This is a genomic window from Pseudoxanthomonas broegbernensis, from assembly GCF_014202435.1.
GTDB classification, from domain to species: domain Bacteria; phylum Pseudomonadota; class Gammaproteobacteria; order Xanthomonadales; family Xanthomonadaceae; genus Pseudoxanthomonas; species Pseudoxanthomonas broegbernensis.
The window spans coordinates 642,821-663,919 of record NZ_JACHGU010000001.1 but is presented as its reverse complement, the minus strand read 5'-3'; the positions used below and the strand labels follow the sequence as shown (position 1 = coordinate 663,919).

The following is a 21,099-nucleotide window of genomic DNA, read 5'->3' as shown; positions in this document are numbered from 1 at the left end:
GCGCCGACGAAAAACCCCGCCGAAGCGGGGTTTTTCGTTCGGGACCGCGGCGGTTGCCCGCGCGGTACGCGGCATCGCGCCGGGCGGGCTCAGGCGACGACGCTGACCGTGCGGCGCTTGGCGGCGCCCTTGGTCGAGAACTCGACCTTGCCGTCGACCAGCGCGAACAGGGTGTGGTCGCGGCCCAGGCCCACGCCGGCGCCCGGGTGGAACTGGGTGCCGCGCTGGCGGACGATGATGTTGCCGGCCTCGACGGCCTGGCCGCCGAACAGCTTCACGCCCAGGTACTTCGGGTTGGAGTCGCGGCCGTTGCGGGTCGAACCACCAGCCTTCTTATGTGCCATGACTGCTTCTCCTTACTTGCTGTCGCCACCGGCAATGCCGGTGATCTCGATTTCGGTGTAGTACTGGCGGTGGCCCTGCCGCTTCATGTGGTGCTTGCGGCGGCGGAACTTGATGATCCGGATCTTGTCGGCGCGGCCGTGGCCGACGACCTTGGCGGTGACGCTGGCGCCCTTGAGGGCGTCGCCGATCTTGATCCCGTCGCTGTCGCCCAGCAGCAGGACGTTGTCGAACTTGATCTCGCTGCCGGCCTCGGCCTCGAGCTTCTCGACGCGGAGCGATTCGCCCTGCGCCACGCGGTATTGCTTACCGCCGGTTACCAGAACTGCGTACATGACCAGGCATTCCTCTGTTGTTATTGTGGTCGCCTGCCAGCCCTCGGGGCGGACAGAAGCGGAATTCTAGGGCACCGGGGCATCCAGGGTCAATCCGCCCCCCCCCTCCGAGAGGCGGGCCCCGCCGCCCCGCCCAACGGACGGTTTGCCCCCGGATCGGCCAGTCGCTAGTCTGGTCCATTGGCTTCCGCAGACCCCCCAACTGATGGACAGCATCAAGATCCGCGGCGCGCGGACGCACAACCTCAAGAACCTCGACATCGAGCTTCCCCGCAACCGGCTGATCGTGATCACCGGCCTGTCCGGGTCGGGCAAGTCCTCGCTGGCCTTCGACACCATCTACGCCGAGGGCCAGCGCCGCTACGTGGAGTCGCTGTCGGCCTATGCCCGGCAGTTCCTCAGCGTGATGGAAAAGCCCGACGTGGACCACATCGAGGGCCTGTCGCCGGCCATCTCGATCGAGCAGAAGTCCACCTCGCACAACCCGCGCTCGACCGTGGGCACCATCACCGAGATCTACGACTACCTGCGCCTGCTCTACGCGCGGGTGGGCATCCCGCGCTGCCCGGACCACGGCTACCCGCTGGAGGCGCAGACCGTGGGCCAGATGGTGGACCAGGTGCTGGCCCTGGACAGCGAGCAGCGCTGGATGCTGCTGGCGCCGGTGGTGCGCGAGCGCAAGGGCGAGCACGTGCAGGTGTTCGAGCAACTGCGCGCGCAGGGCTTCGTGCGGGTGCGGGTGAACGGCGAGCTGCACGAGGTCGATGCGGTGCCGGCCCTGGCCCTGCGCCAGAAGCACACCATCGAGGCGGTGATCGACCGCTTCCGCCCGCGCGAGGACATCAAGCAGCGCCTGGCCGAGTCGTTCGAGACCGCGCTCAAGCTGGGCGACGGCATGGCCATGGTGATGTCGCTGGACGACCCGGCCGCGCCGCCGCAACTGTTCTCGTCCAAGTACTCCTGCCCGGTGTGCGACTACTCGCTGCCCGAGCTGGAGCCGCGCCTGTTCTCGTTCAACGCACCGATGGGCGCCTGCCCGTCCTGCGACGGCCTGGGCGTGGCCGAGTTCTTCGACCCGGCGCGCGTCGTCGCCCACCCGGCGCTGTCGCTGGCCGCGGGCGCGGTGCGCGGCTGGGACCGGCGCAACGCGTACTACTTCCAGTTGATCAACTCGCTGGCGCGGCACTACCGCTTCGACGTGGACGCGCCGTGGCAGGGCCTGCCCGAGGCGGTGCGCGAAGCGGTGCTGTACGGCAGCGGCGAGGAGGCGATCGCCTTCACCTACCTCACCGAGGCCGGCGGCCGCACCCAGCGCAAGCACCGCTTCGAGGGCATCATCAACAACCTCGAGCGCCGCTACCGCGACACCGAGTCGCCGGCGGTGCGCGAGGAGCTTTCCAAGTACATCAGCCAGCGCCCGTGCCCGGACTGCGGCGGCGCGCGCCTGAACCGCGCCGCGCGCAACGTGTTCGTCGCCGACCGGCCGCTGCCCGACCTGGTGGTGCTGCCGGTGGACGAGGCGCTGGCCTTCTTCAGCGCGCTGAAGCTGGCCGGCTGGCGCGGCGAGATCGCGGCCAAGATCGTCAAGGAGATCAACGAGCGGCTGGGGTTCCTGGTCGACGTGGGCCTGGACTACCTCACCCTGGAACGCAAGGCCGACACCCTCTCCGGCGGCGAGGCCCAGCGCATCCGCCTGGCCAGCCAGATCGGCGCCGGCCTGGTGGGGGTGATGTACGTGCTCGACGAGCCGTCCATCGGCCTGCACCAGCGCGACAACGAGCGCCTGCTCGGCACCCTGGTGCGCCTGCGCGACCTGGGCAATACGGTGATCGTGGTCGAGCACGACGAGGACGCGATCCGCGCCGCCGACTACATCCTCGACATCGGCCCCGGCGCCGGCGTGCACGGCGGCGAGGTGGTCGGCGAGGGCTCGCTGGACGACATCCTCCAGGCGCCGCGCTCGCTGACCGGCCAGTACCTGTCCGGCAAGCGCCGGATCGAGGTGCCCAGGTTGCGCCACAAGCCCAACCCCAAGATGACCCTGCACCTGCGCGGCGCATCGGGCAACAACCTCAAGGACGTGGACCTGGACATCGCCTCCGGGCTGCTGACCTGCGTCACCGGGGTATCGGGCTCGGGCAAGTCCACCCTGGTCAACGACACCCTCCACGCGCTGGCCGCCAACGAGATCAACGGCGCCTCGCACACCCCGGCGCCGTATCGCGAGGTCGAGGGCCTGGACCTGTTCGACAAGGTCGTGGACATCGACCAGTCGCCGATCGGGCGCACGCCGCGCTCCAACCCGGCCACCTACACCGGGCTGTTCACCCCGTTGCGCGAGCTGTTCGCGCAGGTGCCGGAAGCGCGCGCGCGCGGCTACTCGCCGGGCCGCTTCAGCTTCAACGTGCGTGGCGGCCGCTGCGAGGCGTGCCAGGGCGACGGCCTGATCAAGGTGGAGATGCACTTCCTGCCGGACGTGTACGTGCCCTGCGACGTGTGCCGCGGCAAGCGCTACAACCGCGAGACCCTGGACATCCTGTACAAGGGCCACAGCATCCACGACGTGCTGGAGATGACCGTCGAGGACGCGCTGCGCCTGTTCGAGCCGGTGCCCTCCATCGCGCGCAAGCTGGAGACGCTGGTGGACGTGGGCCTGAGTTACATCAAGCTGGGCCAGAGCGCGACCACCCTGTCCGGCGGCGAGGCGCAGCGGGTCAAGCTGTCCAAGGAACTGTCGCGGCGCGACACCGGCCGCACCCTCTACATCCTGGACGAGCCGACCACCGGCCTGCACTTCCACGACATCGAGCACCTGCTCGGCGTGCTGCACCGGCTGCGCGACGAGGGCAACACGGTGGTGGTGATCGAGCACAACCTGGACGTGATCAAGACCGCCGACTGGGTCGTGGACCTGGGCCCGGAGGGCGGCCACCGCGGCGGCCAGGTCATCGCCGCCGGCACCCCGGAGGAGATCGCGGCCAACCCGGCCTCCTACACCGGGCGCTTCCTGGCCAGGCTGCTGCCGGCGTCGCAGGCGTCCAAGGGCAGCAAGCCGGCGGCCACCGCCAGGCCGGACGTGCTGCCGCCGCGCAAGAACGCCGCGAAGACGGCCAAGAAAGCGAAGAAGGCCAGCGGATGAGCCAGGTCCCGGCCGCCGGCGCGCCGAAGCTGCTGGCCCGCGTCCCGATGAGCGTGCGCTGGCGCGACATGGACGCGATGGGCCACGTCAACAACGCCAAGTACGTCTCCTACCTGGAGGAGGCGCGCGTGCGCTGGATGCTGGGCGTGCCCGGCGCGTCGATGACCGACGCGGTCGCTCCGGTGGTGGCCGCGACCCACGTCAACTACCGCGCGCCGATCGTGTGGCCCAACGACATCGTCGTGGAACTGTTCGTCGAGCGCCTGGGCAACAGCAGCGTGACCATCGGCCATCGCATCGTCGACCAGAAGGACGGGGGCGTGCTGTATTCGGACGGGAACGTGGTGGTGGTGTGGATCGACACCCGCACCGGCCGCAGCGCGCCGCTGCCGGACGCCATCCGCGCGGCGTCCGCGTAACCCCGCCGGTTCCTACGGGCGGTCCCGGCAGAAGGCCCGGGCATGCGTCAGCCGGCGCGCGCGCGCGGGTCGCGCACCACCAGCGTATCCACCGGCGAGGCCTCCAGCAGGCGCTGGGCCACGCTGCCGAGCAGGATGTCGAACAGCGCGCTGCGGCCATGGCTGGCGACCACCGCCAGGTCCACCGGGTACTGGTTGGCGTAGAGCGGAAGCAGCAGCGCCGGGTCGCCGCGCTCCACCACCAGGCCCACGCTGTCCGCGCCGGCGGGCGGGCGGCCGCGCTCGATGAAGGCGCGCCCATCGGCCAGCGCCCGCTCGCCGGCCTGGTCGATGGCCTCGTCGCGGGCGGTGTCGAGCAGCCCGGCCATCGGCACCTCGTACCCGTGCAGCACGCTGGCCGCCGCCTCCGGGAAAAGGTCCATGGCCGTGCGCATCGCGTGGACGGAGGAATCGGACCAGTCGCTGGCCACCACCATGCGCCGGTATGCCGCATGCACCCGGCGGCGCACCGCCAGTACCGGCACCGGCGATCGCCTGGCCAGGCGATCCACGGTGGAGCCGAGCAGCATCCGCCCCAGCGCTTCCTGCCGCGCCACCCCGGTGACGATGAGGCCGCAGCACTCGGCCCGGGCCAGCTCCAGCAGGCGATCGGCCGGATCGCCCTGCCGCACCCGCACCACGATTTCGACATCCTGCGCCGAGGCGTCGTCGAGCAGGCGCCTTTCGGCCTGCCGCACGGGGTCCTCGCCGCGGTACCAGGAGGGCGGGTCGCGCAGCAGCATCGCGCGCGCCTCGCTCGCGTTCTCCTCGACCACGGTGGCGGCGACGATCTGTGCGCCCCAGGCGCGGGCCAGTTGCACCGCACGGTCCAGCGCGCGGTCGCTGCGCGGCCCCAGGTCGGTGGCCAGCAGGATGCGTTCCGGCGCGGCCAGGCCCCTCGCCTGCGCGTTCATGCGTAGCCTCTCCCCCTGCATCGTGTCTCTCCTGGCGGATCCGGGTCGCGCGGGCCGAACGTGCGCGACGCGCGCATGCGCCTATGATACGGCCACATCCCGCATGCACCGGATCGCAATGACCTCGCACGTGCAGACCTTCGACCACGGCCGCGTCCGCGAGCTGCGCCTGGCGCGGCCGCCGGTGAACGCGCTCGATCCGGCGCTGTGCCGCGCCCTGATCGCCGCGCTGGACGCGGCGGTGGCCGGCGATGCGGACGCGGTGGTGCTGTCGGGCACCCCGGGCGTGTTCTCCGCCGGGCTGGACGTGCCGCACCTGCTGTCGCTGGGCGAGGACCGCCACGCGCTGCGCGCGGCCTGGGGTGCGTTCTTCGGCGCGGCGCGGGCGCTGGCCGGGTTGCGCGTGCCGGTGGCCGCGGCGATCACCGGCCACGCGCCCGCGGGCGGCTGCGTGCTGTCGCTGTGCTGCGACTACCGGGTGATGGCGCGCTCGCCGGACCCGGCCCGGCCCTACGCGATCGGCATGAACGAGACCCAGGTGGGCCTGGCCGTACCCGACGGCGCGCAGCAACTGATGCGCCGCGTGATTGGCCGCCACCGTGCCGAGCGGCTGCTGGTGGCCGGCCGCATGGTCGCGGCCGAGGAGGCGCTGCGGATCGGCCTGGTCGACGAGCTGGCCGACGGCGATGCGGCGGTCGCGCGCGCGGTCGCCTGGCTGGACGACCTGCTGCGCCTGCCACGCGCCCCGATGCTGCAGACCCGCGCCCTGGCCCGCGCCGACCTGATACAGGCGCTGGACCCGGAGCACCTGCACCTGGACCGCTTCGTCGAGGGCTGGTACGAGCCGGATACACAGGCCGGCCTGCACGCGCTGCTGGCCAGGCTCGGCAAGGGCTGAGCGGCCGGCTTCCGGCCCGGCGGCAGCCAGGCCGCCTGTGGAAGCGGCGGTCGGCGACGGCAAACCGGTAGGACCGGACGCGCCCGATGCGCATGCCCTCAACGCGGCAGCGGCAGCAGGTACGGCGCCAGCACCTGCGCCAGCCAGTCCATCACCTCGCGCACGCGCCGCGGCAGGTGGCGCTGCTGCGGATACAGCAGGGCCACCGGCATCGGCTCGGCCGGCAGGTCGGCCAGCACCTCCACCAGGCGCCCGTCCTCCAGCGCCGCCTGCACGCCCAGGCGCGGCACCTGGATCAGGCCGAGTCCGGCCAGGGCCGCGCCGACATAGGCCTGGCCGCCATCGACCGTGACCGCGCCGGCCATCTCCAAGCTGGCGTAGCCGCCACCGGGCAGCGGATATTCCCACCCGGCCGGGCGCTGGCCGAAGCGGCCGGCGAAATGCACCAGGCGATGCCCGGCCAGGTCAGCGAGCGAGCGCGGCACACCATGGCGGCGCAGGTAGTCCACGCTGGCGCAACTCACCACCGGCGCGAGTCCCAGCGGCCGCGCCACCAGGCTGTCGTCGCCGACCCCGCCGGTGCGAACCACGCAGTCGTAGCCTTCGCGCACCACGTCGACCCGGCGCTCGCCCGCGCCCAGTTCGATCTCCAGCCCGGGATGGGCCTGCAGGAAAGCGCCCAACCGCGGCAGCACCAGCCGCGCGGCCATGCTCCCGGACATGCCCACCCGCACCCGCCCGCGCAGCAGGCGCGGCTCTTCGCGGAACAGCGCCTGCAGTTCTTCGGCCTCGCCGAGCAGGTCGCGGCAGCGCTCCAGGAACAGCGCGCCCTCGCGGGTGAGCTGCACCCGGCGCGTGGTCCGGTGCAGCAACTGCGCACCCAGCGACGCTTCCAGCCTGCGCACGGCGGTGGACACGCTGGACTTGGGCAGGCCCAGGGCATTGGCCGCACGGGTGAAACCGCCCAGCTCGGCCACGCGCAGGAAGATCCGGTACTGCTCGAGCTGGTCCATGGCGCCCTCGTAGAGACTGTTCGCAATCAGCGAACAAATTGATCGTTACCTGCAAATTTATCCGCCCCGTACAGGGCAATAACCTCTACGCCATCTTCCACGCAGGAGTCGCCGGCATGCACCGCTCCCCCTCCCCGTCCGCCCCCATCGCCCTGATCACCGGCGGCAGCCGCGGCCTGGGCCGCAACGCCGCCCTGCACCTGGCCCGCCAGGGCAGCGACCTGATCCTGACCTACCGCAGCGCGCAGGCCGAGGCCGAGGCGGCGACGGCCGAGATCCGCGCGCTCGGCCGCCAGGCCGCGGCGCTGCCGCTGGACGTGGCCGACAGCGCCAGCTTCCCCGCCTTCGCCGCGCAGGTGCGCCAGGTGCTGGCCGGCTGGGGCCGCGAGCGCTTCGACCACCTGCTCAACAACGCCGGCACCGGCGTGCACGCGGCCTTCGCCGACACCGGCGAGGCGCAGTTCGACGAACTGGTGAAGATCCACCTCAAGGGCCCGTTCTTCCTCACCCAGGCGCTGCTGCCCCTGATCGCCGACGGCGGCCGCATCCTCAACGTCTCCAGCGGCCTGGCCCGGTTCGCCCTGCCCGGCTACGCCGCCTACGCGACGATGAAGGGCGGCATCGAGGTCCTGACCCGCTACCTGGCCAAGGAACTGGGCGAGCGCGGGATACGGGTGAACACGCTGGCACCGGGGGCGATCGAGACCGACTTCGGCGGCGGCACCGTGCGCGACAACGCCCAGGTCAACGCCTTCATCGCCTCGCAGACCGCGCTGGGCCGGGTCGGCCTGCCCGACGACATCGGCGCGGTGGTCGCCGCGCTGCTGGCGCCGGGCACCGGCTGGATCAACGCGCAGCGGATCGAGGCCTCGGGCGGAATGATGCTGTAGCGCGGAGCGGCGCGCGGCGATGCGGCCTGGACCGCATGCGCCGGCTTGCCGTCGGCCGCCATGCCTTCGTTCCGGACAAGTGCGTCCGGATCGCATGCGCGGGCGTCGTCGCCTGCCACATCGGACCGAGTTCCCAGGGCATCCGCGAGAGGCTCCTCGGGCCTCCTCGTAGAACGAGGCAAGCCCCGCGCTACGAGAAGTGTCGGCACTCCGCCAGCCAGCGGTCGCCGGCGAGACCGGCGCCTACGCCGGGCCGGTCGCCACCGGGCGCGAGGGATCGGCGATCCAGCCGCTCCACGAACCGGCATACACCCGCGCGCCCGCCAGGCCGGCATGCTCCATCGCCAGCAGCAGGTGGCAGGCGGTCACCCCGGAACCGCACATCAGCAGCGTTTCGGAGGGAGCACGGCCGTGCAGCAGCGGCTCCAGCTCGGCACGCAGCTCCGCGGCGGGGCGGAAGCGGCCGTCGCGCAGGTTCAGCGCGAACGGCCGGTTGAGCGCGCCGGGCACGTGGCCGGCGACCGGGTCGATCGGCTCGACTTCGCCACGGAAGCGCTCGCCGCCGCGCGCGTCGAGCAGCCAGCCCGGCGCCTGGCCCAGCCGCGACAGCACCTCGGCCGCATCGGCGATGCGCGAACCCTCGAAACCGACGGCCGGATACCGCGGCAGCGGCGCCGGCACGGCCGGATCGGCGGTCTCGGCCAGGCCGGCGGCGCGCCACGCGGCCAGGCCGCCGTCGAGCACCGCCACCCGTGCATGGCCAAGCAGCTTCAGCAGCCACCACGCCCGCGCGGCGGCCATGCTGCCGTCGCCGGCGTCGTACACCGCCACCGGGTGCGCGGGGCCGATGCCCCACTCGCCGACCCGGCGCACGAAGGCCGCCGCATCCGGCAGCGGATGCCGTCCCTGCCCGAGGCGCGAAGGGTCGGACAGGTCGCGATCCAGGTCGGCATGGGCCGCACCGGGCAGGTGCGAGACCGCCCAGGCGGCCGCGCCGGCGGCCGGATCGGCCAGTACCGCGCGCGCGTCGAGCAGGCGCAGCGCCTCGTCGTCCAGCGCCGCGTGCAGCCGCTCGACCGATATCAGGGTGGTCCAGGCCGGATCGCTCATGGTCCCGCCTCCAGGCGGCGCCGCAGGTTGTAGAGGATCGCCGCGGTCGCGCCCCAGATGCGCTGGCCCGGCCAGTCGTATTCCAGCACGCTGCGCGGGCGGCCGCCGTAGTCGATCTCCACCTGGCGAAGATGCGCGGCCGACATCAGGTAGTCCAGCGGAACCTCGAACACCGCGGCCACTTCGCCCGGTTCCGGGCGCGGCACGTAGTCCGGATCGACCGCCGCGACCACCGGCGTCACCCGGAACCCGCTGATGGTGAGGAACGGATCGAGATAGCCCAGCGGCGCCACCTGGCGGTCGCACAGCGCGATCTCCTCCCGGCTTTCGCGCAACGCGGCGGCCAGCACGCCCGCGTCCTGCGGCTCCACCCGGCCGCCGGGGAAGCTGACCTGGCCGCCGTGGTGGCGCAGGGTGTCGGTGCGCAGGGTCAGCAGCACCTGCGTGCCGCTGCCGGCACGCGGTACCAGGCCCACCAGCACCGCGGCCTCGGCCAGCGGCGCGGGCGGCAGCAGGTCGTCCAGTTCCGAGCGGTTCCAGCCCTCGCCTGCCGGCGGCCGCGGCAGGGGATGCAGCACGCCGCGCAGCGCCTGCCGCTCCTGCAACTGGTCGAGGAAGCGGTAACGCTCGCGCTCGCGGCCTGCCAACACCGTCTCCATCATGCGCCGGCGCGTCGCCGCGTCCAGGCGCGTCCATTGCGCGATCTCCGCGCCGCTGCGCAGGCAGCCGCCGCACAGGCCATCCGTGCCCAGCCGGCAGGCGCGCACGCATGGACTGGACGGCGCGGCGTCCGCGGGCGGGACGTCCGTGGGCGGGGAAGGCAGGGAGTGCACGCGAACCGTGGCATGTACGGGAAGCGTAGCGCGGAATGCGCCGCGCAGAAACGACTGCGCCGGCATGGAGCCGGCGCAGGGGGGAACGACCGTGACGCGGATTACTTGATCGCGACCAGCCTGATCTCGAACACCACCGCCACGTTCGGCGGGAACGGGGTGCGCGGATCGGCGCCGTAGGCCTTGTCCGGCGGCAGCGCCACTTCCCACTTGGAACCGGCCGGCATCTGCAGCAGCACCTCGCGCATGGCGGCCATCTCGACCTCGCTGACCTTGATGCTGGGGATCTGCTGCGCCGGGCGCGCCTGCTCCGGCTTCTGCCCGAACGGGTACGGGCCGGCGACTTCCAACTGCACGGTGCTGGCCTGGGTCGGCTTGGCGCCGGTGCCGCTCTCGACGATCTTGTAGGCCACGCCGCTGGGCAGGGTCTTGGCGCCCGCCTGGCCCTTGTAGCCGGCGAGGAACTGGTCGGACTTGGTCTTGTTCTCGGCGGCGGCCTGGTCGTACTGCGCCTTGGCCTGCTCGGCGCGGGCCTGCTCGCGCTTCTGGAACGCTTCCAGCGCCGGCTTGAGCTGCTCGGCGGTGATCGACGGCTGCTTCTTGCCCAGCGCGTCCTGCAGGCCCTTGACCACCGAGTTGACGTCCAACTGCTCGCCGCGGTCGGCCAGCTCGGCCAGGTTGTTGCCGTAGTCGTAGCCGAAGTAGTAGCTCAGCTTGCCCTTCTCGGACGTGGTGTCCTGGGCGAAGGCGCCACCGGCCAGGAACAGGGCGGCAACGGCGACAGCGATGGGACGCAACTTCATCTAGTTCTTCTCCGGAGAAGGGAAATGCCGGGGGATACCCGGCCGTAGCGGACGCGATAGGATAGCCGCCGCACCGGCGGCCCGCCAGCGCGGCCTGGGCTTTCCGACACCCGCCGCGCCGGGAAGTTCCGCCCACCCGCCCCACAGGCCCCCCGATTCAGCCAGGAGCCCTTACATGACGGCCAGCCCCGTCCTCAGCCGCGACGCCGACGGCGTCCGGGTCCTGACCATCGACCGGCCCGAGCGCCTGAACGCGCTGGACCGGCAGACCCTGGAAGCGCTGGACGTGGCCTTCACGGCCGCCGAGGACGACCCGCAGGTGCGGGTGGTGGTGCTGACCGGCGCCGGCCCGAAAGCCTTCGTCGCCGGGGCCGACATCGCCCAGATGGCCGCGCTGACGCCGATCCAGGCCCACGAGTTCTCCGCCCTGGGCCAGCGCCTGATGCGCCGGATCGAGCGGCTGCCCAAGCCGGTGGTGGCGATGGTGAACGGCTATGCGCTGGGCGGGGGGCTGGAACTGGCCCTGGCCTGCCACCTGCGCATCGCCGCCGAGGGCACGCGCCTGGGCCAGCCGGAGGTGGGCCTGGGCCTGATGCCCGGCTTCGGCGGGACCCAGCGCCTGCTGCGCCTGGCCGGCCGCGGCGCGGCCCTGGAACTGTGCCTGCTCGGCGCGCCCATCGACGCGGCGCGCGCGCTGCAACTGGGCCTGGTGCAGCGGGTCGTGGCCGCCGCCGACCTGGAAACGGCCACCATGGAACTGGCCGCACGCTTGGCCGCCGCCGCGCCCCTGGCGCTGCGCGGCATCCTCGACGCGGTGCTGGCCGGCGGCGAGTGCCCGCTGGAGGAAGGCCTGGCCTTCGAGAGCGCGCGGTTCGGCCTGCTGTTCGCCAGCCAGGACATGCGCGAAGGCACCGCCGCATTCCTCGAGAAGCGCACGCCGCGGTTCGGCGGCCATTGAGCGCCCCCGCACCGCCATGACGCGCCCGCCCGCTGCCGGCCCTGCTCCCGACGAACTGCGCTTGCGCCTGCTGGCGCTGCTGGCGGGCGGCGACGTGGACGCCGCGCTGCAGGCCGGCCTGATGGATTACCCGGCCCGTGCCGCCGCGGCGGAGGACGCACCGCTGCGGCAGGCGCAGGCGCGCCTGCGCCAGGCCTGGGACGCGCGCGAACGCCATCGCGCCCGCGCCGCCCGGCTGGCCGGCATCGCCGCCGAGCGCCAGTCGCGGCGCCTGGCCGCACCGCCGGCCGCGCCGCCCGCGGCCGATGCCGCACCGCGCACCGCACCGGCGCTTCCGGCCGCCGCCGCCGCCGCGCTGGCGCGGGCGCGGGCGCGCGCCGCCAAGGGCGGTCCGGCATGAGCCCGCACGACCGGCGGCGCCCCGGCGCCGCGGCCCGCACCGCCCCCGGCGGGCGCACGGAGGACGCCTCCACGCGCCGCGCCGCCGACCGCGCCGCGGCCGTTCCCGCCGGCCGGCGGAAGACCGCGGGCGCCCCCGCGGCCACGGCCGGCGGGCCCGCCCCCGCCAGCGCCGCCAAGAAGCCGCGCGCCCGTGCCGGCCGGCTCCGGCCCGAGGAAGTACGCGAAATGTTCGTACGCCTGCGCGAACTCAACCCGCACCCGACCACGGAGCTGGAATACACCACCGCGTTCGAGCTGCTGGTGGCGGTGATCCTGTCCGCGCAGGCCACCGACGTGGGCGTGAACAAGGCCACCCGCCGCCTGTACCCACTGGCCAACACGCCGCAGGCGATCCTCGGCCTGGGCGAGGAGGGGCTGAAGAAGCACATCGCCACCATCGGCCTGTTCAACGCCAAGGCCAGGAACGTGATCGCCACCTGCCGCATCCTGGTGGAACGGCACGGCGGCCAGGTGCCGCGCGACCGCGCCGCGCTGGAAGCGCTGCCGGGCGTGGGCCGCAAGACCGCCAACGTGGTGCTCAACACCGCCTTCGGCGAGCCCACCATCGCGGTGGACACGCATATCTTCCGCGTCGCCAACCGCACCGGGCTGGCCCCGGGCAAGGACGTGCGCGCGGTGGAGGACGGCCTGCTTAAGGTGGTGCCGGCCGAATTCATGCAGGACGCGCACCACTGGCTGATCCTGCACGGCCGCTACGTGTGCAAGGCGCGCAAGCCGGACTGCCCGCAGTGCGTGATCCGCGACATCTGCCGGTTTCCGGACAAAACCCCACCGGGGTAGGCCCGGACGGGAACCGCGAATCGCCATGCCGGCGGCGCCCAGGTACCCAGGCGCGCGGCGGACGAGGGCGCAAAAACACGGACGCCCCGCCGAAGCGGGGCGTCCGTCCATCGGCGCCGATGCCGCCGCTTACCAACTGAACTGCGTGCGCAGCGCGTACTGGCCGGTCTCGTCGCCGGTGAACTCGTTGTCGCCCTGGGTGTAGTTGAACATGAAGCGCAGGTTGGGGTTGACGTAGTAGTTCACGCCCAGGATCACGCTGGTCGCCTCGCGGTTGGCGATGTCCTTGTTCTCGATGGTGTCGTAGCGCGCGGTCAGCTCCCACAGGCCCTTGCCGGCGACCTTGGGCGAGGCGAACACGCCGGTGGCCGGCTTGTAGGCCTTGTGCCCGCCGTTGAGCAGCCAACTGCCCTGCAGGTACCAGGTGGCCACGTCCTGGTCGGCGCCGGCCGGCTGGCCGAAGGTGGCGTTGACGTACTCGCCCTGGAAGAACAGCGGGCCGAACGAGCCGGCCGCTTCCAGGCCGTAGGCGGTGACCGTGTTGCGGCTGGCGCCGGTGGTGATGGCGATGGCCTGCGCCGGGCCGCGGCGGCCGGCGTAGTTGGCGGTGGCGGCCAGGTCGGCCGAGCCCTGGTTGTTGTTCTCCTGGCTGGCCCAGCCGCCGAAGTGCAGGGTGCTGTCGTCGGTGTTGATCGGGGCGAAGGTGACGCGGCCGGCCACGCCCATGCCCTCGTTGCGGGCGCCCGCGGCGCCGCGCAGGTTGAACACGGTGAAGCCGGCGCTGTAGTTGTCGCCGGCGCGCTGGTAGCCCACGCCCTGCTGGAACTGGCGGCCGCTGAACAGGCCGGTGGCCGAAGCGAACGGGCGCTCCATCATCAGGATCTCGTTGGAGCTGGTCAGTTCCTCCATCGAGCGGTACGGCTTGAAGTGGCCGATGGTGGCCTTGCCGCCCAGGAAGCCGGTACTGATGTACAGGTCGCGCAGGCCGTCGAGGTTGGTGCCGGCGGCGAAATCCTGCTCGACCTTGTAGTCCCAGCCGTAGGCCTTGCCGGCCAGGGTCAGGCGCGCGCGGCGGAACTCGCTGGTGCCGGTGCTGGCGGCCAGGTCGCGGTCGAAGGCGTAGGCGTCGAAGTGGATGCGGCCGCCGAGGGAGACTTCGAACTTCTTGTCCGCCGAGGTGACCTTCAGCCCGCCCTTGGTCTCGACCTTGGGCGCGCTGGCGGCGATGCTCTCAAGGCTCTGCTGGGTGCCGACGTTGATGTCCGACTGCGCATCGGTGCGCGTCTCCAGTTCGGCCACCTTGGCCTGCAGCGCGGCCAGTTGCGCCTTCAGCTCGGCCAGCCCGGCGTTGTCGGCGGCGGCATCGAACGAGGCGGTGGTGCCCAGGGCCGCGGCGAGCGCGACGGCGAGGTAGGAATGACGCATGGGAGCTCTCCGGATGGTGATGGTGGTGGCGTGCGGATGCCCCGTTCCCCGGCGGCGACGTGAAGCACCCGTCAAGACGCCGCGCAGCTTGCGACGCGAATCTGACAGCCACGCTGCGGCGGCATGACGGAAATGTGACCCGGAGGGCGCGCACCCTCGCGGCCGCCCCGCGCGCGCGATGCCGCGCACTGTCATGCGGGCGTCATCCGGAATACGCACTGCTGTCATCGCGCGGTTATGCAATGGACGGGATGGACGCGCCCGGCCGCGTCCGCACCCCCCTCGTCCGTTCCACGCACTTGCAGGAGTCCCACGTGAACGCCAGGTTCAAGTTCCGCGTCGCCGCCGCACTGATCGCGGCTTCCGCATCGATCCCCTTCGCCCACGCCAACGACGTCACCGGCGCGGGCGCCTCCTTCATCTATCCGGTCATGTCCAAGTGGTCGGCCGACTACAAGGACGCCACCGGCAAGCAGGTCAACTACCAGTCCATCGGCTCGGGCGGCGGCATCGCCCAGATCAAGGCCGGCACCGTGGACTTCGGCTCCTCCGACGCGCCGCTCAAGCCGGAGGAACTGGCCAAGTTCGGCCTGGCCCAGTTCCCGTCGGTGATCGGCGGCGTGGTGCCGATCCTCAACGTGCAGGGCATCGCCCCGGGCGCGCTGAAGCTGGACGGCCCAACCCTGGCCGGCATCTTCCTGGGCAGGGTCGGCAAGTGGAACGATCCGGCCATCGCCGCGCTCAACCCGGGCCTGGCCCTGCCGGACACCAAGATCACCGTGGTCCACCGCTCCGACGGCTCGGGCACCACCTTCAACTTCGCCAACTACCTGTCCAAGGTCAGCCCGGAGTGGAAGAGCAAGGTCGGCGAAGGCACCTCGGTGCAGTGGCCGGCGGGCATCGGCGGCAAGGGCAACGAGGGCGTGGCCGCCTACGTGAAGCAGATCAAGGGCGGCATCGGCTACGTCGAGCTTTCCTACGCGCTGCAGAACAAGCTGTCCCATGCCTCGCTGAAGAACGCCGCCGGCCGCTTCGTGCAGCCCGGCCAGGAGTCCTTCGCCGCCGCCGCGGCCAGCGCCAACTGGGGCGCCAGCAAGGACTTCCACCTGGTGATGACCGATGCCCCGGGCGAGGACGCCTGGCCGATCACCGCCACCAACTTCATCCTGATGTACCGGCAGCCGAAGAACGTGGCCGGCTCGAAGAACGCCAAGGCCTTCTTCCAGTGGGTCTACGCCAACGGCGACGCCCAGGCCCGCCAACTGGACTACGTGCCGCTGCCGGATGCGCTGGTCGGGCAGATCGAGGCGTACTGGTCGCAGAACATGAAGTACTGAACGGCGGGTTCCTCTCCCCCTCGCCGTTCGTCACCGGACGCGGGCCACCGGCCCGCGTCCGTCTTTTCCGGCACCGATGCGCGGCGGCCACCGGCCGGCCGCCGTCGCCGGCGAGCGCCGTCATACGGATGTAACAAAAACATCATTCCATGTACGCACCGCCGGACAGCCCGGCCCCGCACGGCGCCATGAGCCCATGAAACCCTCAACGGTCCACCTCCTCGTCCTGTCGCTGGCCGCCGTGGCCCTGGCCGCGTGCAAGCCCGCCGACAACGCCGGCGAGGCATCCGCCGCCGGCGCTCCGGCCGTCGCCGAAATCTCCGGCGCGGGCGCCTCCTTCATCTACCCGCTGGTGTCCAAGTGGTCGGCCGACTACCACGCCGCCACCGGCAACAAGATCAACTACCAGTCCATCGGCTCGGGCGGCGGCATCGCCCAGATCAAGGCCGGCACCGTGGACTTCGGCTCCTCCGACAAGCCGCTGCCCAGCGACGAGCTGGCCGCCGCCGGCCTGGGCCAGTTCCCCTCGGCCATCGGCGGGGTGGTGCCGGTGTTCAACCTGCCGGGCATGGAGCCGGGCCGGCTGCGCCTGACCGGCCCGTTGCTGGCCGACATCTTCCTGGGCAAGGTCGCCGCCTGGGACGACCCGGCCATCGCCGCCGCCAACCCCGGCCTGGCCCTGCCGGCGGAAAAGATCACCGTGGTCCACCGCTCCGACGGCTCGGGCACCACTTTCAACTTCAGCAATTACCTGTCCAAGGTCAGCCCCGAGTGGAAGCGGGGGATCGGCGAGGGCACCTCGCTGCAGTGGCCCGGCGGCGTGGGCGGCAAGGGCAACGAGGGCGTGGCCGCGTACGTGAAGCAGATCAAGGGCGGCATCGGCTACGTCGAGCTGGCCTACGCGCTGCAGAACGGCATGCCCTATGCGTCGATGCGCAATGCGGCCGGGCAGTGGGTGCAGCCGAACGCGGAAAGCTTCGCCGCCGCCGCGGCCAGCGCCGACTGGGCCGGCGCCGGCGACTTCGACCTGGTGATCACCGATGCGCCGGGCCAGGATGCCTGGCCGATCACCGCCACCAACTTCATGCTGATGCCCAAGCGGCCGAAGGACGCCGCCCGCAGCCGGGCGACCCTGGCGTTCTTCGAGTGGGCGTTCGAGCGGGGCCAGGCGCAGGCGCAGGAACTGCACTACGTGCCGCTGCCGCCGGAGCTGGTGCGGCAGATCGAGGCGTACTGGGCGGCCGAGTTCGAGTGACCATCGGATGAACACCGCCGCCCTCGATGCACTCCCCGCCGCCGGCGGGCGCGACGCCCGCGCCGACCGCCTGTTCCGCTATGCGCTGATCGGGTGCGTGGCGTTCGTGATGGTGGCCCTGGCCGGCGCGGCGCTGTCGATGCTGTGGGGCGGGCGCCACGCGCTGGAGGCGCAGGGGCTAAGCTTCTTCTACTCGGCCGAATGGAACCCGGTGGAGAACAAGTTCGGGGCGCTGGCGCCGATCTACGGCACCCTGGTCACCGCGCTGATCGCGATGCTGATCGCGGTGCCGGTCAGCTTCGGCATCGCCTTCTTCCTGACCGAGGTCGCGCCGCGCTGGCTGCGCGGCCCGGTCGGCACGGCGATCGAGCTGCTGGCCGGCATCCCGTCGATCATCTACGGCATGTGGGGCCTGTTCGTGCTGGTGCCGGTGATGACCGAGTACGTCACCCCCTGGCTCAACGACCACGCCGGCACCCTGCCACTGGTCGGGCCGGTGTTCCAGGGCCCGCCGCTGGGCATCGGCATGCTCACCGCCGGCTTCGTGCTGGCGATCATGGTGGTGCCGTTCATTTCCTCGGTGATGCGCGAGGTGTTCCTCACCGTGCCCACCCGGCTGAAGGAATCGGCCTACGCGCTGGGCTCCACCAAGTGGGAGGTGAGCTGGGACATCGTCCTGCCCTACACCCGCTCGGCGGTGATCGGCGGCATCTTCCTGGGCCTGGGCCGCGCCCTGGGCGAGACCATGGCGGTGACCTTCGTGATCGGCAACGCGGTGCGCCTGTCGCCCTCGCTGCTGGAGCCGGGCACCACCATCGCCGCGCTGATCGCCAACGACTTCGGCGAGGCCACCGAGACCTACCGCTCGGCACTGCTGCTGCTGGGCTTCGTGCTGTTCATCGTCACCTTCGTGGTCCTGGCCATCGCCCGGCTGATGCTGATGAGCCTGGCGCGCAAGGAGGGCAACTGATGTCCGTCTCCCTCTTCCGCGCCTCCCCCGGGCGCCTGTACGCGCGCCGCCGCATCGTCAACGTCGCCGCCCTGCTGCTGTCCTGCGCCACCGCGCTGTTCGGGCTGTTCTTCCTGGGCTGGATCCTGTGGACCCTGGCCGCCCGCGGCATCGCCGGCATCGACTGGAACCTGTTCACCCGGATGACCCCGCCGCCGCTGCAGGAAGGCGGCCTGGCCAACGCCTTCTTCGGCAGCGCGGTGATGTGCGCGCTGGCGATCGCCATCGGCACGCCGCTGGGCATCGCGGCGGGCACCTGGCTGGCCGAGTACGGCAACGCGCGCAAGGCCGGCACCGTGGTGCGCTTCGTCAACGACATCCTGCTGTCGGCCCCGTCCATCGTCCTGGGCCTGTTCGTCTACACCCTGTACGTGATGCAGACCGGCGGCAGCTTCTCCGCCTTCGCCGGCGCGCTGGCGCTGGCCTTCATCGTGCTGCCGGTGGTGGTGCGCACCACCGACGAGATGCTGCGCCTGGTGCCGGTGCAGATGCGCGAGGCGGCGCTGTCGCTGGGCGTGCCGCAATGGAAGGTGACCGTGCAGGTGCTGTACCGCAGCGCCAGCGCCGGCATCCTCACCGGCATCCTGCTGGCGCTGGCGCGCATCTCCGGCGAGACCGCGCCGCTGCTGTTCACCGCCTTCGGCAACCAGTACTGGAACGGCAACGTGTTCCAGCCGATGGCCTCGGTGCCGGTGGTGATGTACCAGTTCGCCGGCAGCCCCTACGAATCGTGGCAGGTGCTGGCCTGGGCCGGCGCCCTGGTCCTGACCGTGTTCGTGCTGCTGGTCAGCCTGACCGCGCGCGCCCTGCTCCTGCGCAACAGGATCACCCATGACTGACCCTTCCCGGAACCTGGCCATGAACGAGCTTCCCTCCGCCGCGCGCGCGCCCGAGATGCAGCGCATCTCGGTGTCCCCTTCCCGCGCCGCGTCCGCCGCCGCGCCGGTCAAGCTGGCCGCCCGCGGCCTGGACTTCCACTACGACCGCTTCCACGCACTGAAGAGCATCGACCTGGACATGCCGGAGAAGCGGGTCACCGCGCTGATCGGCCCCTCCGGCTGCGGCAAGTCGACCCTGCTGCGCGTCTTCAACCGCATCTACGCGCTGTACCCGAAGCTGGAGGCGCGCGGCGAGGTACTACTGGACGGCGAGGACATCCTCTCGCCCAGGTATCCGATCAACCGGCTGCGCAGCAAGGTCGGCATGGTGTTCCAGAAGCCGGTGCCGTTCCCGATGACGATCTACGAAAACGTGGCCTACGGCATCCGCCACCACGAGAAGCTCTCGCGCCCGCGGATGGACGAGCGGGTCGAGCAGGCCCTGCGCCAGGGCGCGCTGTGGGACGAGGTGAAGGACAAGCTGGGCCAGAGCGCGCTGGGCCTGTCCGGCGGGCAGCAGCAGCGCCTGTGCATCGCCCGCGCCGTGGCCCTGCGGCCGGACGTGCTGCTGCTGGACGAACCGACCTCGGCGCTGGACCCGATCTCCACCAGCCGCATCGAGCAGTTGATCGAGGAGCTGAAGTCCGAATACACCATCGTCATCGTCACCCACAACATGCAGCAGGCCGCGCGCGTGAGCGACTACACCGCCTTCATGTACCTGGGCGACCTGATCGAGCACGACCGCACCGAGGTCATCTTCTCCAGCCCCTCCAAGCGCCAGACCGAGGACTACATCACCGGGCGGTTCGGGTGAGGCCGGGCGCATGCCCGGCGGCGACCGGGCCCGGCCGTCCACCGCCCGCCGCGCCCCGCCAGGGACGGCGGCCCACTCCCTTTCGACACCCGGAATCGCCATGACTACCCAGCCCCACGAACACATCGTCAAGAGCTACGACGAGGAGCAGCGCCGTCTGGTCGAGGAGATCGTGCGCATGGGCCAGACCGCGGTGGCCCAGCTCGAGGCGGCGCTGGACGTGGTCGACCGGCGCGACGACAGCGCCGCGCGCCGGATCGTGGCCAACGACGACTCCATCGACGCGGCCGAGCGGCGCATCAGCCAGGACGTGATGCGCCTGGCCCTGCGCGGCCCGATGGCGCGCGACCTGCGCGAGATCCTGGCGGGCCTGCGCATCCCGTCGGACATCGAGCGCATCGGCGACTACGCCTCCAACGTGGCCAAGCGCTCGATCGCGCTCAACGCCTCCCCGCCCATGCCGCACGTCGCCGGGCTGCGCGCGCTGGGCCTGCTGGCCGCCGGCCAGGTCCGGCAGGCGCTGCGCGCCTACAGCGAGGACGACGACGAACTGGCCCTGCGGGTCCGCGAGAACGATGCCCAGCTCGACCGCCAGTACACTGCGCTGTTCCGCGAGCTGCTGACCTACATGATGGAGGACCCGCGCAGCATCACCCCGTGCACGCACCTGCTGTTCATGGCCAAGAACCTGGAGCGGATCGGCGACCACGCCACCAACATCGCCGAGAACGTGTGGTTCCTGCTGCACGGCGATCGCCCGCTGCCGCCGCGCGACAAGCGCGACGACACCAGCACCGCCGGCCCGGCCTGAACGGCGCCGCGGCCTCCGCGCGCGACGCGCCGCGGCGCGTCCGCAGGACGTGGACACGGTCGGGTATGGCAACCGGGCATGGACGGAGACCGGCCGGCGCGGGGTAGACTCTGGCCCTCCCCCCGGCCCGGCATGGCACGCCCCGTGCCGGGAAAGCGTGCCCGCCCTTCTTCCGGAGAACACCATGTCCAAGCAGAAATCCGCCGCCCTCGCCCTCGGCGGCGCCCTGGCCGGCCTGACCCTGGCCGGATCGGCCTTCGCCATGCAGCCGCTGGCCCAGGGCTACATGCTCGCCGCCGGCGAGGCGGGCAAGGCCGTGGAAGGCCGCTGCGGCGAGGGCATGTGCGGCGTGTCCATCCCCGACACCGACGGTGACGGGCGCGTCTCGCCGCAGGAGTTCGCCGCCGCCTGGCCGGCCGAGGCCGACCGCTTCGCCCAGGCCGACGCCAACGGCGACGGCTACATCGACACCGAGGAAATGAAGGCCTACCACGCCGGCACCCCGGAGGGCGGCTGCGGCGCGCACGGCGCCGTGGACAAGGCCGGGGAAGGCAAGTGCGGGGAAGGCAAGTGCGGCGAGGGCAAGTGCGGCGGCATGGCGTAGGCGCGGGTCCCTCGCAAGAGCCCGCGCA

Annotated in this window: 21 protein-coding genes and 1 pseudogene; 14 read left to right on the top strand and 8 right to left on the bottom strand. The window is 71.9% G+C overall.

The window, feature by feature from the left end; all coding sequences use genetic code 11:
• Positions 1–89 precede the first annotated feature (89 nt).
• Positions 90–344 (bottom strand): 50S ribosomal protein L27, encoded by a 255-nt coding sequence (rpmA, locus tag HNR76_RS02915; protein WP_162311396.1) that lies wholly within the window; start codon positions 342–344, stop codon positions 90–92.
• 12 nt (positions 345–356) lie between these two features.
• A complete protein-coding gene (gene rplU, locus HNR76_RS02910) occupies positions 357–677 on the bottom strand; it encodes a 50S ribosomal protein L21 (RefSeq protein WP_162311395.1) in 321 nt (106 codons plus the stop codon).
• Between the two features lie 205 nt (positions 678–882).
• On the opposite strand from rplU, the gene uvrA reads away from it, so the two are divergent.
• Both uvrA and HNR76_RS02900 read left to right on the top strand, forming a co-directional pair.
• Positions 883–3,816 (top strand): excinuclease ABC subunit UvrA, encoded by a 2,934-nt coding sequence (uvrA, locus tag HNR76_RS02905; RefSeq protein ID WP_162311160.1) that lies wholly within the window; start codon positions 883–885, stop codon positions 3,814–3,816.
• Positions 3,813–4,235: an acyl-CoA thioesterase gene (locus HNR76_RS02900; RefSeq protein WP_162311159.1), complete on the top strand. Its 423-nt coding sequence runs from the start codon at positions 3,813–3,815 to the stop codon at positions 4,233–4,235. The genes uvrA and HNR76_RS02900 overlap by 4 nt, the downstream gene beginning before the upstream one ends.
• A 47-nt stretch (positions 4,236–4,282) precedes the next feature.
• Here HNR76_RS02900 and HNR76_RS02895 read toward each other — a convergent pair whose 3' ends face one another.
• The gene (locus tag HNR76_RS02895; protein ID WP_162311158.1) at positions 4,283–5,188 is read right to left on the bottom strand and encodes a universal stress protein; all 906 of its coding nucleotides are present in this window, start codon (positions 5,186–5,188) and stop codon (positions 4,283–4,285) included.
• Positions 5,189–5,306: 118 nt separating this feature from the next.
• Here HNR76_RS02895 and HNR76_RS02890 point away from each other — a divergent pair, with 118 nt between their 5' ends.
• Complete coding sequence (locus HNR76_RS02890; protein ID WP_162311177.1) at positions 5,307–6,086, top strand: enoyl-CoA hydratase/isomerase family protein; 780 nt, start codon at positions 5,307–5,309, stop codon at positions 6,084–6,086.
• 98 nt (positions 6,087–6,184) lie between these two features.
• On the opposite strand, the gene HNR76_RS02885 is transcribed toward HNR76_RS02890, so the two are convergent.
• The gene (locus HNR76_RS02885; protein WP_162311157.1) at positions 6,185–7,099 is read right to left on the bottom strand and encodes a LysR family transcriptional regulator; all 915 of its coding nucleotides are present in this window, start codon (positions 7,097–7,099) and stop codon (positions 6,185–6,187) included.
• 116 nt (positions 7,100–7,215) lie between these two features.
• Between HNR76_RS02885 and HNR76_RS02880 the strand changes: the two genes are divergently transcribed.
• Positions 7,216–7,989 carry an SDR family NAD(P)-dependent oxidoreductase gene (locus tag HNR76_RS02880; protein WP_162311156.1) on the top strand — a complete coding sequence of 258 codons (774 nt, stop codon included), beginning with the start codon at positions 7,216–7,218 and terminating at the stop codon, positions 7,987–7,989.
• A gap of 243 nt (positions 7,990–8,232) precedes the next feature.
• On the opposite strand, the gene HNR76_RS02875 is transcribed toward HNR76_RS02880, so the two are convergent.
• The 3 genes from HNR76_RS02875 to HNR76_RS02865 all read right to left on the bottom strand — a co-directional run bounded on the left by HNR76_RS02875 (position 8,233) and on the right by HNR76_RS02865 (position 10,735).
• The gene (locus HNR76_RS02875; protein WP_162311155.1) at positions 8,233–9,099 is read right to left on the bottom strand and encodes a sulfurtransferase; all 867 of its coding nucleotides are present in this window, start codon (positions 9,097–9,099) and stop codon (positions 8,233–8,235) included.
• Positions 9,096–9,866, bottom strand: a complete 771-nt coding sequence (locus HNR76_RS02870; RefSeq protein ID WP_249065665.1) for an NUDIX hydrolase — start codon at positions 9,864–9,866, stop codon at positions 9,096–9,098. Before HNR76_RS02870 ends, HNR76_RS02875 begins: the two co-directional genes overlap by 4 nt.
• Before the next feature lie 167 nt (positions 9,867–10,033).
• Entirely contained in the window at positions 10,034–10,735 is a 702-nt protein-coding gene (locus HNR76_RS02865; protein WP_162311153.1) for an FKBP-type peptidyl-prolyl cis-trans isomerase N-terminal domain-containing protein, read from the bottom strand.
• A 175-nt stretch (positions 10,736–10,910) separates the two neighbouring features.
• Between HNR76_RS02865 and HNR76_RS02860 the strand changes: the two genes are divergently transcribed.
• From HNR76_RS02860 to nth, 3 genes and pseudogenes are all read left to right on the top strand, one after another.
• The gene (locus HNR76_RS02860) at positions 10,911–11,693 is read left to right on the top strand and encodes an enoyl-CoA hydratase/isomerase family protein (protein ID WP_162311152.1); all 783 of its coding nucleotides are present in this window, start codon (positions 10,911–10,913) and stop codon (positions 11,691–11,693) included.
• A gap of 16 nt (positions 11,694–11,709) precedes the next feature.
• Entirely contained in the window at positions 11,710–12,093 is a 384-nt protein-coding gene (locus HNR76_RS02855) for a hypothetical protein (RefSeq protein WP_162311151.1), read from the top strand.
• Positions 12,094–12,308: 215 nt separating this feature from the next.
• A pseudogene (nth, locus tag HNR76_RS02850) lies at positions 12,309–12,935 on the top strand (endonuclease III); the annotation flags it as partial.
• A gap of 129 nt (positions 12,936–13,064) precedes the next feature.
• On the opposite strand, the gene HNR76_RS02845 reads toward nth, so the two are convergent.
• Positions 13,065–14,360 (bottom strand): OprO/OprP family phosphate-selective porin, encoded by a 1,296-nt coding sequence (locus tag HNR76_RS02845; RefSeq protein ID WP_162311149.1) that lies wholly within the window; start codon positions 14,358–14,360, stop codon positions 13,065–13,067.
• Positions 14,361–14,674: 314 nt separating this feature from the next.
• Here HNR76_RS02845 and pstS (HNR76_RS02840) point away from each other — a divergent pair, with 314 nt between their 5' ends.
• The 7 genes from pstS (HNR76_RS02840) to HNR76_RS02810 all read left to right on the top strand — a co-directional run bounded on the left by pstS (HNR76_RS02840) (position 14,675) and on the right by HNR76_RS02810 (position 21,071).
• On the top strand, positions 14,675–15,697 hold the full coding sequence (pstS, locus tag HNR76_RS02840; RefSeq protein ID WP_170298600.1) for a phosphate ABC transporter substrate-binding protein PstS: 1,023 nt from the start codon (positions 14,675–14,677) through the stop codon (positions 15,695–15,697).
• A gap of 196 nt (positions 15,698–15,893) precedes the next feature.
• Positions 15,894–16,952, top strand: coding sequence for a phosphate ABC transporter substrate-binding protein PstS (gene pstS, locus HNR76_RS02835; RefSeq protein WP_162311147.1), 1,059 nt, complete (start codon positions 15,894–15,896; stop codon positions 16,950–16,952).
• Positions 16,953–16,959: 7 nt separating this feature from the next.
• On the top strand, positions 16,960–17,922 hold the full coding sequence (gene pstC / locus HNR76_RS02830; protein WP_162311146.1) for a phosphate ABC transporter permease subunit PstC: 963 nt from the start codon (positions 16,960–16,962) through the stop codon (positions 17,920–17,922).
• Positions 17,922–18,800 carry a phosphate ABC transporter permease PstA gene (pstA, locus tag HNR76_RS02825; protein WP_162311145.1) on the top strand — a complete coding sequence of 293 codons (879 nt, stop codon included), beginning with the start codon at positions 17,922–17,924 and terminating at the stop codon, positions 18,798–18,800. The genes pstC and pstA overlap by 1 nt, the downstream gene beginning before the upstream one ends.
• Entirely contained in the window at positions 18,793–19,656 is an 864-nt protein-coding gene (gene pstB / locus HNR76_RS02820) for a phosphate ABC transporter ATP-binding protein PstB (protein WP_425501795.1), read from the top strand. Before pstA ends, pstB begins: the two co-directional genes overlap by 8 nt.
• A 100-nt stretch (positions 19,657–19,756) precedes the next feature.
• A complete protein-coding gene (gene phoU, locus HNR76_RS02815; protein ID WP_162311144.1) occupies positions 19,757–20,467 on the top strand; it encodes a phosphate signaling complex protein PhoU in 711 nt (236 codons plus the stop codon).
• Positions 20,468–20,651: 184 nt separating this feature from the next.
• A complete protein-coding gene (locus tag HNR76_RS02810; RefSeq protein ID WP_170298599.1) occupies positions 20,652–21,071 on the top strand; it encodes an HvfA family oxazolone/thioamide-modified RiPP metallophore in 420 nt (139 codons plus the stop codon).
• Positions 21,072–21,099: the final 28 nt, after the last annotated feature.